Source organism: Streptomyces sp. NPDC041713 (assembly GCF_055591085.1).
In genome coordinates, this window is the sequence record NZ_JBVIZY010000013.1 from 146,458 (window position 1) to 158,729 (window position 12,272).

General features: G+C 71.7%; 14 protein-coding genes. 9 read left to right on the plus strand and 5 right to left on the minus strand.

The features are described from left to right. Positions 1 to 119 precede the first annotated feature (119 nt). The gene (locus ACZ6CV_RS31225) at positions 120 to 1,886 is read right to left on the minus strand and encodes an amidohydrolase (RefSeq protein ID WP_469254422.1); all 1,767 of its coding nucleotides are present in this window, start codon (positions 1,884 to 1,886) and stop codon (positions 120 to 122) included. 188 nt (positions 1,887 to 2,074) lie between these two features. Beyond that, the gene (locus tag ACZ6CV_RS31230; RefSeq protein WP_469254424.1) at positions 2,075 to 2,533 is read right to left on the minus strand and encodes an Lrp/AsnC family transcriptional regulator; all 459 of its coding nucleotides are present in this window, start codon (positions 2,531 to 2,533) and stop codon (positions 2,075 to 2,077) included. Between the two features lie 176 nt (positions 2,534 to 2,709). Between ACZ6CV_RS31230 and ACZ6CV_RS31235 the strand changes: the two genes are divergently transcribed. The 3 genes from ACZ6CV_RS31235 to ACZ6CV_RS31245 are packed head-to-tail and all read left to right on the plus strand — an operon-like array spanning position 2,710 to position 4,520. Beyond that, positions 2,710 to 3,342: an AzlC family ABC transporter permease gene (locus tag ACZ6CV_RS31235; RefSeq protein ID WP_469254504.1), complete on the plus strand. Its 633-nt coding sequence runs from the start codon at positions 2,710 to 2,712 to the stop codon at positions 3,340 to 3,342. Next, positions 3,335 to 3,664 (plus strand): branched-chain amino acid transporter permease, encoded by a 330-nt coding sequence (locus ACZ6CV_RS31240; protein ID WP_469254426.1) that lies wholly within the window; start codon positions 3,335 to 3,337, stop codon positions 3,662 to 3,664. The genes ACZ6CV_RS31235 and ACZ6CV_RS31240 overlap by 8 nt, the downstream gene beginning before the upstream one ends. Positions 3,665 to 3,722: 58 nt before the next feature. Beyond that, on the plus strand, positions 3,723 to 4,520 hold the full coding sequence (locus ACZ6CV_RS31245; protein WP_469254428.1) for a thioesterase family protein: 798 nt from the start codon (positions 3,723 to 3,725) through the stop codon (positions 4,518 to 4,520). Between the two features lie 3 nt (positions 4,521 to 4,523). Here the strand turns inward: ACZ6CV_RS31245 and ACZ6CV_RS31250 are convergent, their stop codons facing one another. Both ACZ6CV_RS31250 and ACZ6CV_RS31255 read right to left on the minus strand, forming a co-directional pair. Next, the gene (locus tag ACZ6CV_RS31250; protein ID WP_469254430.1) at positions 4,524 to 5,603 is read right to left on the minus strand and encodes an FUSC family protein; all 1,080 of its coding nucleotides are present in this window, start codon (positions 5,601 to 5,603) and stop codon (positions 4,524 to 4,526) included. Between the two features lie 282 nt (positions 5,604 to 5,885). Further along, positions 5,886 to 6,749, minus strand: a complete 864-nt coding sequence (locus ACZ6CV_RS31255; RefSeq protein WP_469254432.1) for a SigB/SigF/SigG family RNA polymerase sigma factor — start codon at positions 6,747 to 6,749, stop codon at positions 5,886 to 5,888. A gap of 177 nt (positions 6,750 to 6,926) precedes the next feature. Here ACZ6CV_RS31255 and ACZ6CV_RS31260 point away from each other — a divergent pair, with 177 nt between their 5' ends. Beyond that, on the plus strand, positions 6,927 to 7,100 hold the full coding sequence (locus ACZ6CV_RS31260; protein ID WP_355815163.1) for a CsbD family protein: 174 nt from the start codon (positions 6,927 to 6,929) through the stop codon (positions 7,098 to 7,100). 91 nt (positions 7,101 to 7,191) lie between these two features. On the opposite strand, the gene ACZ6CV_RS31265 is transcribed toward ACZ6CV_RS31260, so the two are convergent. After that, complete coding sequence (locus ACZ6CV_RS31265) at positions 7,192 to 7,704, minus strand: cupin domain-containing protein (RefSeq protein WP_469254434.1); 513 nt, start codon at positions 7,702 to 7,704, stop codon at positions 7,192 to 7,194. Between the two features lie 81 nt (positions 7,705 to 7,785). On the opposite strand from ACZ6CV_RS31265, the gene ACZ6CV_RS31270 reads away from it, so the two are divergent. The 5 genes from ACZ6CV_RS31270 (at position 7,786) to ligD (ending at position 12,270) form a co-directional block, all read left to right on the plus strand. After that, complete coding sequence (locus ACZ6CV_RS31270; protein ID WP_469254436.1) at positions 7,786 to 8,637, plus strand: LysR family transcriptional regulator; 852 nt, start codon at positions 7,786 to 7,788, stop codon at positions 8,635 to 8,637. A 54-nt stretch (positions 8,638 to 8,691) separates the two neighbouring features. Beyond that, the gene (locus tag ACZ6CV_RS31275) at positions 8,692 to 9,423 is read left to right on the plus strand and encodes a nucleotidyltransferase domain-containing protein (protein WP_469254437.1); all 732 of its coding nucleotides are present in this window, start codon (positions 8,692 to 8,694) and stop codon (positions 9,421 to 9,423) included. Between the two features lie 218 nt (positions 9,424 to 9,641). Next, a complete protein-coding gene (locus ACZ6CV_RS31280; RefSeq protein ID WP_469254439.1) occupies positions 9,642 to 10,604 on the plus strand; it encodes an LLM class F420-dependent oxidoreductase in 963 nt (320 codons plus the stop codon). Continuing rightward, positions 10,601 to 11,287 (plus strand): HAD family hydrolase, encoded by a 687-nt coding sequence (locus ACZ6CV_RS31285; RefSeq protein WP_469254441.1) that lies wholly within the window; start codon positions 10,601 to 10,603, stop codon positions 11,285 to 11,287. The genes ACZ6CV_RS31280 and ACZ6CV_RS31285 overlap by 4 nt, the downstream gene beginning before the upstream one ends. A 65-nt stretch (positions 11,288 to 11,352) precedes the next feature. Beyond that, positions 11,353 to 12,270 carry a non-homologous end-joining DNA ligase gene (gene ligD, locus ACZ6CV_RS31290; RefSeq protein WP_469254443.1) on the plus strand — a complete coding sequence of 306 codons (918 nt, stop codon included), beginning with the start codon at positions 11,353 to 11,355 and terminating at the stop codon, positions 12,268 to 12,270. The last annotated feature ends 2 nt before the right edge of the window (positions 12,271 to 12,272 follow it).

The window sequence follows — 12,272 nt, forward strand, 5'->3', positions numbered from 1 at the left end:
CGCCCCAGAATGATCATCGTCCGGGAACGCGTCAAACCCGGAGCCCGGCACACCCGAAGCCCGCCGAACCCGACGGCTCGGCACACCGGACGGCTCGCCCCCCCCGGGGAGGGCCCCGTTCAGCCGGCGAGGGCGTCGTGCACGATCTGCCCGTCCATCACCGTGAGCACGACCGGCATCGTCGGGATGTCGTGCGGATCGGCGCCGAGCAGATCCCCGTCGAGCACGCACAGGTCGGCGACCTTGCCCGGTTCGAGCGAGCCCTTCCAGTCGTCGGCGAAGTCCTGCCACGCCGCGTCGATCGTGTACGTACGGATCGCCTCGACCAGCGTGATGCGCTGCTCAGGACCGCTGACCCGGCCCCCGGCCTTCGACTCGCGCAGCACCATCGTGGCGATCCCCTGGCGCCAGTCCGGGTCCGTGACCGGGGCGTCGGACCCGCTCGCGACCCGTACGCCCGCGTCCAGGGCGTCGCGGTAGGGCCAGGCGTAGGCCGCGCGTTCGGCGCCGACGAACTCCTCCTCCATGTCGGCGACGGTCCACTTGATGGTGGGGTTCATGTTGACGCCGAGACCGTGCGACGCCAGCACCTTCATGCTGTGCGCGGTGAGGAAGTCGCCGTGGATGGCGTAGTGCCGGGCGTCGGGCCGCGGGTGTCCGGCCATGGCCGCGGCGAAGGCGTCCGCGACGGTGTCGCAGGCCCGGTCGCCGGTGACGTGCACGCCCACCTGGTACCCGGCGGCATGCGCGTGCCGGATCATCGCGTCGATCTCGGCGGTCCGTTCGGCGTCGGTCCCGCCGCCGACGCACAGGGCGCCGCAACCGCCGCCCACGTACGGCTCGTTCATCCACGCCGTCCGGTTGGGGACGATGCCGTCGGCGAAGATCTTGGCCCCGTGGACCGCGAGGCGGCGCGGATCGACCCGGCCCGACTCGCCGGGGCGGTCGGGGCCGCTGGAGCCACCGAAGCCGCCGGAGCCACCGAAGTCGCCGGCCTCGTCGAGCTCGTCGAGCGTCCGGGCGAACTCCTCCGCCGTGCCCGCCATCCCGGTGGGCAGGAGCAGAACGCCCAGCCGGGCGGTGAGTTCGCCGTCGGCCAGCAGCCTGCGGTAGACGTCGAGGGTCTCGGAGCCCAGCGCGCCCCGCATGATGCCGTCGCCGCCGGGGCCGAGCCCCGGCTCGGTGTAGCTGGTGATGCCGAGCCGGGCCAGCGACGCGAGGGTCGACCGGATCGCGGCCGTCCGCTCCGGCCGGCTCAGTGGCGGCAGCGCGTTCTGGACCAGGGCCTGCGCCCCCTCGTGGAGCAGCCCGGTCGGCTCGCCGGCCGCGTCCACGACGACGGCTCCGCCGGGCGGTGCGACGGTGTCCCGGTCGATCCCGATGAGTCGCTGCGCCGCGGAGTTGATCCAGGTGGCGTGCCCGGAGAAGGAGTACAGGACGACGGGGTGGTCCGGGCTCACGGCGTCCAGGTCGTGCCGCGAGGGCTGCCGCGACGGATCGGCGGCACACTCCGCGAGATATCCGGTGTCCCAGCCGTGCCCCGTGACCCACTGCCCGCGCGGAGCGCGCCCGACCGCCTCCCGCACCGCCCCCGCCACGTCCGCGATCGACGCCACGGCGGGGTGGCCGAGGTCGACGGAGAGCGGCGGCGACGCCATCCCGTAGGCACATCCGTGCAGATGGGAATCGTTGATCCCGGGAAGGAGCGTCGCGCCCCGCAGGTCCACGACGCGGGTGCCGGGCCCGATGAGCGGTGCGACGTCCTCCCGCCCGCCGACGGCGGCGATGATCCCGCCGGTCACCGCCAGGGCCGAGGCGACGGAGAACTCCGCGTCCACCGTGACCACCTGGCCGCCGACGAACACCAGATCCGCATACGTGTCCACAGAAGGGTCCTTTCGAAAACCGGGCGGGCCGGGCACGGCAACCGGGTGGGCCGGGCACGGCGCGGCCGCCCGCGGAACGATCTCCCGAGGACTATGTCGGCGCGCCCGGTGTCCGCACATCGGTCATCTCACCGATGCGGCCGCGCTCTTGGGGACGGCCGGGGCGGGCGGGGCGGGGGACGGGCACGTCAGCTGTCGTCCTTGATCTTCTTCATCGTGAGGTGCGACTCCAGGCGCAGCACGGCGGGCAGGCCGCTGAGCTTGTCGGTGAGGAACGCCTCGTAGGAGGCGTGGTCGGAGACGGCGACGCGCAGGAAGTAGTCGGGGCGCCCGTACATCCGCCGGAACTCGATGACCTGCTCGTACGAGGACACCGTCTTCTCGAACGCGGTGACCGTCTTGCGGTCCTGCGCGTAGATCTCCACGTCGATGAGGACCTCCAACTCGCGGCCCAGCGCCACCGGGTCGACGACGGCCCGGTATCCGGCGATCACCCCGGCCTCCTCCAGGCGCTTGATCCTGCGCAGACACGGGGGAGGGGTCAGGCCCACCCGCTTGGCCAACTCGACGTTCGACAACCGCCCGTCACGACGGAGGTGAAACAAAATTTCGTAGTCCGTGGCATCGAGGCTGACTTCATTGCTCATACAGAGATCATAAGGTCACTATCGGCAACCAAATGAGGCGGCTTTCCCAATAAAATGTCGGCATGCGAATAAGCACCACCGCTGCCGCCGTCGAGGCCGCACCCACCCGATGTGAGCCCCGGACGGCGGGCGAGGCCCGCGCCGCCTTCGGCGACTGCGCGTCGGTGGGCCTCGGCATGCTCCCGCTCGGCCTCGCCTTCGGCGCACTCGTCATCCAGTCCGGGCTCGACTGGTGGTGGGCGGCGCTGTCGTCCGCCCTCATCTACGGCGGCTCGTTCGAGTTCCTGCTGATCGGCATGGTCGCCGCCTGTGCGCCGCTGACCTCCGTCGCCGTGGCCGCCTTCCTCGTGAACGCCCGGCACATCTTCTACGCCCTGTCCTTCCCGCTCCACCGGGTGCGGGGCCGGTTCGCCAAGACGTACAGCACCTTCGCGCTCACCGACGAGGCGTACGCGCTGACCGCGTCCGAGCAGGCCAGGAGCCGGTCCGGCCGGCGCATCGTGTGGATGCAGTTCTTCATGCACCTGTACTGGGCGGGCAGCGCCACCGCCGGAGCGCTGCTCGGCTCCCTGATCCCGGACGGCGTCACCGGCCTGGACTTCGCCCTGACCGCCCTGTTCACCGTCCTCGCCCTGGACGCCGTGCGCGACCTGCGCGGCGACCTTCCCACCCCGCTCCTCGCGCTCGGCAGCGCCCTGGCCGCCCGGCTCCTCTTCCCCGGCGAGATGCTCCTGGCCGCCTTCGCCCTGTTCGCCGCGGGACTCCTGGCCCGCCACCGCACCACCGCCGAGAGGCCCGCCCATGTCTGACACCGGCTACGCCGTCGCCGCCGTCCTCGTCGCCGCCGCCGTCACCTGGGTCCTGCGCGCACTGCCGTTCGCCGCCCTCGCCCCGCTGCGCTCCAGCCCCACCGTGCGGTACCTCAGCACCCGCATGCCCGCGGGCGTCATGGTGATCCTGGTCGTCTACTGCCTGCGGGACACCCCCCTCACCCAGCCGCGCGCCGTGGCTCCCGTCGCGGCCCTCGCGGTCACCGCGGGACTGCATCTGTGGCGCAGGAACGCCCTGTTGAGCATCCTCGGCGGCACGACCGTGCACGTCGTCCTGGCCAGCACCGTCTTCCCGCACTGACGTCCCAATTGATTCACTGGCACCCGAGTCGCGCCGTTCCACCGGAGGTACGCACCCCTTGAACACCGGCAGTTACTTCGAGCCCATCGACGAACACCGCTACAAGCCCACCGCGCACGCCGGCGGCGCCTGGAGCACCGACGAGCAGCACTTCAGCCCGCTCGGCGGCCTCCTCGTGCACGCCATCGAGCGCGACCGCGCCGCGCGGCCGGACACCGGCCTGCTGCTCTCCCGGATCAGCTTCGACATCCTCGGCCGGCTCGCCCTCGACGAGTGCGAGATCCGGGTGGAGACGCTCCGCCCCGGCCGCACCATCGAACTCGTCGAGGCCGTCGCCCTCATCGCCGGCCGGCCCGTCGTCCGCGCCCGCGCCTGGCTGCTCGCCGCCGGCGACACCACCGCCGTGGCCGGCGGCGGCGCGGACCCGCTGCCCGCACCCGAGACGCTCACGCCGTGGGCGATGGACGCCCTCTGGCCCGGCGGGTACGTCGCGTCCGTGGACGTCCGGCCGGTGGGAGTGCCGCAACCGGGCCGTACGACGGCGTGGATCTCCACCCCGCTCGACCTGGTCGCCGGGGAGCAGGCGGGCCCGCTCGCCTCCTACGTCGCACTCGTCGACACCGCGAACGGCATCGCCGCACGCCAGCCGCCGACCGCCTGGATGTTCCCCAACGTCGACCTCACCCTCCACCTGCACCGGCAGCCCACGGGCCGGTGGACGGGACTCGACACCACCGTCACCTTCGGCCCCACCGGGCAGGGCATCACCAGCACCGTCCTGCACGACGTGACGGGACCGGTGGGGTACGCGCAGCAGATACTCACCGTCCGCCCCGCGGCACCGGAAAGCCCCTGACCGTCACTCGTCGGCGGTGTCCTGGAGGACGTCGCAGGTGTTCTGGAACTCCTCCATCAGACGGGTGGCCTCGACGACGAGGACGCCGTACGGGCGGGAGGCGTTGGCCAGTGGCAGGTCCTGGTCGCGTGCCGCGGTCAGCACCTTCTGCAGGGCGTCCTGAGCGGTCTTGGCCAGGCCGCACATCTTCTCCGCCTGTTCGGCGAGGGTGTCGCTGTCGAGCTCCGCGACGACGTGGGCGATGTCGCGCAGCGTGCCGGCGAAGTCGGCGTAGGCCTCCAGGACAGGGGCGTACGAGTAGGTGTCCTCGGTGTCCTGCCAGCGGCTGAGGCTCCGGGTGAGCGAGGCCAGCTGGTAGACCGCGCGCTCCAGGGCCTCCAGGGACTGGCGGTAGCGGCTGAAGGTGAGATAGCCGCGGTGCTTGGGCAGCAGCCGGCGCGGGTTGAAGGGCAGGCTGCTCTCCGCCGCGTCCAGGCCGGCGCGGGCCTGCCCGACGGCGGACTGGGCGCGTGCCCCCGCCGCACGCCACTGCTCGGCGCGCTCGGCGTCGATGTCGCCGCTGGCCAGGCCGTCGGCCATGTCGTCGAGGAGGGACTCCATCTCGGCGGCGAGGATGTGCAGGCCCTGTTCGGCGCTGCGGTAGCGCAGCGGGGGAGCGATGCACAGGTTGACGATGAGGCCGATGCCGCAGCCGATGCCGACGAGCAGGATGATCTGCCCGAGTTGCAGGGCGCGGTCGCCGTTGGTCGTGGCCGCCGCGTAGGTGGAGAAGGCGAAGAACGCCGCTGTGCCGATCTGCGACCGCTGTTCGCCGAGCGCCGACCACTGGCCGAGCGCCAGCGCGATGGCGGCGACCACGACGAAGGCGAACAGGTCCGGGCCCGCCGTGAAGCCGATCGCCGCCTGCACCGCCACCCCGAGGACGACCGCGGCGATGTAGCGCAGCGTCTGCCACACCGAGCGGTGGATCGTGACGTTCATCGTCAGGACCGCGGAGAACGGCGCGAACGCGGGCGACTTCGCGTGCAGGAGATCCTGCGCGATCCACCACGCCAGCGTCGAGGCCAGCACACTCTTGGCCACCAGAAGAACCGTGTTGCGCTCGTGCCCGGGGGAACCCCACGCCCGCGCCAGCCACGTCCACCCGCTCCGTACCCGATTCACCACGTGCTCCGACTGCCCTCTCCGTGCCCGGCCCCGCGAGTCGTGGCCGGAGCACGACAGGTAACCACAACAAACACGTTGAAACAGGGAGGAAGCAGCTCTCCGACGCCGGGGCGTCCGCGCGGATCCGTGCGCGGGCATGAAGCTGCCCCCGTACCGCTCGGCACGGGGGCAGCGCTCAGCCTCTATGGGGCGGCTGGGTCACTCGGTGGTCAGCAGGCCGGCGCGGAGCTTGCCCACCATGCGGGAGATGAGCCGCGAGACGTGCATCTGCGAGCAGCCGAGGACGTCGGCGATCTGCTGCTGGGTCTGCTCCTCGACGAAGCGGAGGTGGATCAGCGTGCGCTCGCGGTCGTCGAGCTCCGCGATGAGCGGGGCGAGGGAGTGGAAGTTCTCGACGAGTTCAAAGGACTCCTCGTCGACGCCGATGAAGTCGGCCAGCATCGTGTCGGACTCGTCGTCCGCGCTGTTGACCGCGGCGTCCAGCGAGACGGCGTTGTAGCCGTTGGACGCCTTCATCGCCTCCGTGACCTCGGCCGGCTCCAGCTGCATGAGCTCCGCGAGCTCGGCCGTGGAGGGCATGCGGCCCAGGCGGGTGCGCAGCTCCTCGGTGGCCTTGGAGAGCTCGATACGGGCTTCCTGCAGCCGGCGCGGCACATGGACGGCCCAGGAGGTGTCGCGGAAGAACCGCTTGATCTCACCCGTGATGTACGGGACGGCGAACGACGTGAACTCGACCTCGCGGGTCAGTTCGAACCGGTCGATCGCCTTGATCAGGCCGATGGTGCCGACCTGGACTATGTCCTCCATCTCCTGCTGGCCCCGGTGCTTGAACCGGGAGGCCGCGTACTGCACGAGGGAGAGGTTCATCTCGATCAAGCAGTTGCGAACGTACTGGTACTCGTGCGTGCCTTCCTCGAGGTGGGTCAGGCGGTCGAACAACCGCTTGCCGACCTCTCGCGCGTCCTTGGGCGCGATGGAGGAGGGGTCCGTGTACGCGCGCTCGACGAGATCTTCCCCGGCCCTGGTGGTCTGGGCCTGTTCCCGCGCCGTCACGGTGATCATTGAGTCCCGCCCTTTCGATTCGAGCTTGGCTGATGTTCCCCGTTGGGCGGCGGTTACCCGCGAAACAGTCCACTACACCCGCTGATTTCGAATGTGATCCGCCATGTTTGCCGGACGGTTGAGTGGCCACACGAACGAACAGCACATGATGTCGATGCCAAGGAGCGTGAGCGGAGCATGAGCGCCAACGAGAAGGCGAAGGCCAAGGGCGAGCAGGCCAGCGGCGCCGCAGCCGAGGCGGCCGGCCGGGCCGTGGGCAACGAGAGTCTCACCGCCAAGGGCCGTGCCCAGCAGATGAAGGGCGACGCGCGCCAGGCGAAGGAGAAGACCAAGGACATCGGCAAGCACTGACCGCGCGAGCGCGAGACGCCGTTGGGGCGGCCCCTGGACAGGGGGCCGCCCCAACGGCGTTGTCGGGTACGGACGGGCGGCCTGCGGGGGGTCACGAAGAAGGTCGGACGCCTGCGGCGGGCTCGGTGGCGAACCGGCGCATCGCCGCGATGTTCGCCTCGGGGGTCAGGGGCCGCCCTTCGGACAGCGAGTCGCGCAGTTCCCGGAAGTACTGGACGTACAGGTCCGGCGTGAAGGTGCTGAGCATCACGGCCGGTTGGCCGGTCACGTTGGCGAACGTGTGCGGGGCGCCGGCCGGGACCATCACGAGCGTGCCCGGTGCAGCGTCGTGATCCGTTTCGCCGACCGTGAACCGCACGGTGCCGGCGATGACGTAGAAGCCCTCGTCGTGCTGGGCGTGCCGGTGCTGGGGCGGTCCCGCGGTGTGCGGCGCGATCACGGACTCGGCCATTCCCAGCCGGTGCCCGGTGTTGCTGCCGTCCTCGAGGACGCGCATGAGGGTGGTGCCGAGCACGATCCTCTCGCCGTCGTCAGGACCGACGACGGACACGGCGGGGTCGGCGGGCGACGCTTCGGTGGTCTTGGGGGTGGCTTCGTTGCTCATGTCCTTGATTCCAGCGCGGGTGCCGGGCTCCCGTCCAAGACCTCTTCCACCCCCTCGATACCGCATCGGTATCGTGGCGGCATGGAGCTCCGTGCGCTGCGGTACTTCGTGGCGGTCGCCGAGGAACTGCACTTCGGCCGGGCGGCCACCCGGCTGCACATGAGCCAGCCGCCACTGAGCCGGGCGATCAAGCGGCTGGAGGCGGAGCTCGGCGCCACGCTCTTCGACCGTTCCTCCGCCGGCGTCGCGCTCACCGCCGTGGGCACCGTCCTGCTGGAGGAGGCGCGCGACCTGCTCGACCTCGCGGACCGGGTCCGGGTACGGGTGAGTGCGGCGGCCGGCACCGCGACGCTCACCGTCGGCCTTCTCGCCGGGGGCGCCGACCGGCACGCGGCCCGGCTGGCCGACGCCTATCGCCGGCGGCACCCGGACGTGGAGGTGCGGATCCGCGAGACCGACCTGTCCGACCCCACGTGCGGTCTGCACGCGGGGTCGGTCGACGTCTCGCTGACCCGAGGGCCGTTCGAAGAGACCGGCCTGACCGTGCGCGAACTGCGCGCCGACCCGGTGGGGGCGCTGTTGCGCGCCGACGACCCGCTGGCGGGCCGCGCCACCCTGACGCTGGCCGACGTGGCCGACCGCCGCTGGTTCGTGTTCCCGGAGGGCACCGACCCCCGTTGGCAGTCGTACTGGAACGGCGGGCGGTCCCGCACCGGTCCGGTGGTGCGCGCGGTGCAGGAGTGCCGGGAGGCCGTCCGGTGGAACGGCACGGTCGGCCTGACACTCCTGGACGACGAACCGGCGGAGGGCCTCACGGTGGTGCCACTGACCGACATGGAGCCGAGCCGCGCGGTGGTGGCATGGAGCGCGGCCGACAGTAACCCCCTGGTCCACTCATTCGTCCGCACGGCACTCACGACGTACCGAACCTGAAGATCCCGCACGCGGTCCTCGACGGTTCCGCGGCTGTTGGCACGATGGGTGCCCATGACTGACCGAGAAAGCCCCGCCGCTCAGGCGCTCCGCCTGGTCACCACTCTCTTCCCGCACGCCGTGGGCGCCACGCTCGGCGGCTCGGCGGCCCAGGGACGTGCCACGCCGACGAGCGACCTCGACGTCGCCGTACTCCTGCCGGACACGGACACGGACACGAGCCGGCGTGAAGTGATCCGGCACGAAGGCCGGTTGGTGGAGCTGTTCCTCAACACCCTCGCCGACATCCCGGAGTTCTTCGCCTGGGACCGCGCCCGCCGCCGTGGCACCGTGCTCTTCGTCTACGACCAGGGGCTGACCCTGATGGACCCGCACGGTCACCTCGCCCGTACTCGCGAACAGGCCAGGACAGTGCTCGCCGCCGGACCGCCCCCGCTGCTCCCTGCGGAACGGGAACGGGGCCGCTACAGCCTCACCTGCTACCTGGACGACCTGGTGGACACCCCGCCGGACGAGCCGTACGAACAGCTCGCCCTCGCCGACTTCGCCCTGCGTGAGGCGGCGCATCTGCTCACCGCGTACCACCGCGCCTGGACCGGTATCGGCAAGTGGCTGCCCCGGCGGCTCCTGGACGCGGATCCAGTGCGGGGCCGGGCCCTGCTGGACGGTCACCGGGTCGTCGCCGCGCACGCCGACCCCGCCCCGCTGGCCGCCGCGGCCGGGCAGGTGCTCGATCTGTACGGGGGACCGCTGCGCGAGGGGTACGCCCAGCCCTGGCCCCCCTGACCTGCGCTCATCGGATGAAGCGCCACCCCGTGTGACGCGAGGGACGTGGGGGTACCCGCTGCCTGCGAGTACGCGGCCGCCGTTCACCCATCGGGTCCGCCCAGTGTGTGGCGCACCGCGCAGTACGTGAACCTGTGCAAGGGACTACGTGAACCTGTGAAAGGGATCCCCAGGACCCATATGGCCCCACGGACCCCTATGAAGGAGCGCCACGCGCGATGACCGTCTACGGATACTTCCTGTCGTGCGAGGAGTTCGGCCCCGCCGAGCTGCTCGCACAGGCCAGGGCGGCCGAGCAGGCCGGGTTCGAGGTGCTCGCCATCTCCGACCACTACCACCCCTGGAACGACGAGCAGGGCCAGAGCCCCTTCGTGTGGTCGATGATCGGCGCGCTCTCGCAGGCCTGCTCGCTGCCGGTGACGACGCTGGTCACCTGCCCCACCATCCGTATGCACCCCGCGGTCAACGCGCAGGCCGCGGCGACCTCCGCCGTGCTGACCCAGGGCCGGTTCCGGTTCGGCGTGGGCACCGGCGAGGCGCTCAACGAACACGTGCTGGGCGACCGCTGGCCCGACGCCGAGGTGCGGATGGAGATGCTGGAGGAGGCCGTCCAGATCATCCGGCAGCTCTTCACGGGCGAGCAGGTCACCCACCGGGGGCGCCACTACACCGTGGAGAACGCCCGGCTCTACACCGTCCCGGACGAGCCGGTACCGATCCACGTCTCCGGCTTCGGCCCCCGCGCCGCCGCGCTGGCCGGCCGGATCGGCGACGGCTTCGTGACCATGACGCCCGACAGCGACCTGGTGGAACAGTTCCGCAGGGCGGGCGGCGGGGGCAAGCCGGTGATCGGAGGGCTCAAGGTGTGCTGGGGCCCCGACCGCGAGCAGGCCGTCGACACGGCGCACCGGCTGTGGCCGACCGACCATCTGCCGGGAGAGCTGGGACAGCTCCTGCCGACACCGAAACACTTCGAGCAGGCGAGCGAGCTGGTCACACGGGACATGATCAGCTCCGCCGTGACCTGCGGCGACGACCTGGAGGAGCATGTGAAAGCGGTACGCGCCTACGCACAGGCGGGATTCGACGAGGTGTACGTCAACCAGATCGGCCCCGACCAACAGGGCTTCTTCGACTTCTACCGGACCAGCGTCCTGCCCCGGCTCCGGAGCGGCTCATGAGCGCCCGGCGCGCCGGGCGCGCGGCGCTCTTCGACGTCGACGGAACGCTCGTCGACACCAATCACCTGCACGTGACGACCTGGTGGGAGGCGTTCCGCCAGGCCGGCCACCGGGTCTCCACGCACGCCATCCACCGGTCCATCGGCCTCGGCTCGACCGACCTCATCGAGCACCTGCTCGGCGAGGACCGGGACACGGACCAGGACGAGCAGATCAGCTCCGCCCACAAGGCGCTCTACGGCGCCTACTCCGACCGTCTGGCGCCCCTCGACGGCGCGCACGACCTGCTGCACGCGCTGGCGGACCGGGGCTGGCGCAACGTCCTCGCCACCTCCGCGGGCGGCCGGGAACTCGACGCGCTGCGCCGCGCCATCGACGCGGACGAGGTGATCGTCGGGACGGCGAGCGCGGACGACGTGGCCGACGGCAAACCGGCACCCGACCCGGTCCACCGGGCGCTGGAGCTGGCCGAGGTGGCGGCCGACGACGCGGTGTTCGTCGGGGACACGGTCTGGGACATGCAGGCCGCGGTGCGCGCCGGGGTACGCCCCGTGGCGCTGCTGTCGGGCGGCATCCCGCGGGCCGACCTGACGGAGGCGGGCGCGGAGGCGGTCTACCGGGACCCGGCCGACCTGCTCGCACGGCTCGACGACAGCGTCTTCGCCCGGCTGGAGGACCGCTGAGCGAGGGGGGCGGACCACGCCCGGGAAGACCACGGACACCATCGGCACGAAGGAGACGGCCGCATATGAGCCCCACCCAGGAGCTGCGGGTCGGCCGACGCACGGTCGAGATGAAGCGGGCCGACAAGGAGCTGTTCCCCGGGGACGGCATCACCAAGGCCGACCTCGCCGAGCACTACCGGCGCGTGGCACCGCGCATGCTGCCCGAGCTGCGCGGCAGGCCGCTGATGCTGGAGCGGATGCCGGACGGGATCGACGGGAGCCGCTTCTACCAGAAGGAGATCTCCGACTACTTCCCCGACTGGATCCACCGCGCGGCGGTGGCCAAGGAGGACGGCGAGGTCACGCACGTACTGTGCGACGACACCGCCACCCTGGTGTATCTCGCGAGCCAGGCCTGCATCACCCCGCACCGCTGGCTGAGCCGCGCGGACCGGCCGCGCCGTCCCGACCGCCTGGTGTTCGACCTGGACCCGTCCGGCGACGACTTCGAGGGGGTACGGAGCGCGGCGCACTGCCTGCGCACGCTGCTCGACGAGCTGGGGCTGGCCTCGGGCCTGATGACCACCGGCTCACGCGGCCTGCACGTCGTCGTACCGCTGAACCGGCGCGACGACGTCGACGACGTCCTGGCCTTCGCCCGCGCCGCCGCGGACGTGCTGGCGGCCCGGTACCCGAAGGAGCTGACGACCGAGCCGCGCAAGGACGCCCGCAAGGGACGCCTGTACCTGGACGTCGCGCGCAACGGATACGCCCAGACCGCGGTCGCCCCGTTCGCCGTACGGACCAGGCCCGGCGCCCCCGTCGCCGTACCGCTGGCCTGGGACGAGCTGGACGCGCCGGAGCTCACGGCCCGCCGCTGGACGGTGACCGACCTCGGCGACCGGCTCGACACCGACCCCTGGGCGGGGCTCGCCCGCCGGGCGCGCGGGGTGGGCCCGGCGTCCCGGCGGCTGGAGCGCCTGGCGGCGGGAACGGAGTGACC

What these genes read in the sequence shown, in the direction of transcription:
- ACZ6CV_RS31255 (WP_469254432.1), bottom strand. Translation starts at nt 6,749, where the DNA reads ATGATCACCGTGACGGCGCGGGAACAGGCCCAGACCACCAGGGCCGGG.
- ACZ6CV_RS31235 (WP_469254504.1), top strand. Translation starts at nt 2,710, where the DNA reads ATGCTCCCGCTCGGCCTCGCCTTCGGCGCACTCGTCATCCAGTCCGGG.
- ACZ6CV_RS31270 (WP_469254436.1), top strand. Translation starts at nt 7,786, where the DNA reads ATGGAGCTCCGTGCGCTGCGGTACTTCGTGGCGGTCGCCGAGGAACTG.
- ACZ6CV_RS31265 (WP_469254434.1), bottom strand. Translation starts at nt 7,704, where the DNA reads ATGAGCAACGAAGCCACCCCCAAGACCACCGAAGCGTCGCCCGCCGAC.
- ACZ6CV_RS31275 (WP_469254437.1), top strand. Translation starts at nt 8,692, where the DNA reads ATGACTGACCGAGAAAGCCCCGCCGCTCAGGCGCTCCGCCTGGTCACC.
- ACZ6CV_RS31230 (WP_469254424.1), bottom strand. Translation starts at nt 2,533, where the DNA reads ATGAGCAATGAAGTCAGCCTCGATGCCACGGACTACGAAATTTTGTTT.
- ACZ6CV_RS31285 (WP_469254441.1), top strand. Translation starts at nt 10,601, where the DNA reads ATGAGCGCCCGGCGCGCCGGGCGCGCGGCGCTCTTCGACGTCGACGGA.
- ACZ6CV_RS31260 (WP_355815163.1), top strand. Translation starts at nt 6,927, where the DNA reads ATGAGCGCCAACGAGAAGGCGAAGGCCAAGGGCGAGCAGGCCAGCGGC.
- ACZ6CV_RS31240 (WP_469254426.1), top strand. Translation starts at nt 3,335, where the DNA reads ATGTCTGACACCGGCTACGCCGTCGCCGCCGTCCTCGTCGCCGCCGCC.
- ligD (WP_469254443.1), top strand. Translation starts at nt 11,353, where the DNA reads ATGAGCCCCACCCAGGAGCTGCGGGTCGGCCGACGCACGGTCGAGATG.
- ACZ6CV_RS31280 (WP_469254439.1), top strand. Translation starts at nt 9,642, where the DNA reads ATGACCGTCTACGGATACTTCCTGTCGTGCGAGGAGTTCGGCCCCGCC.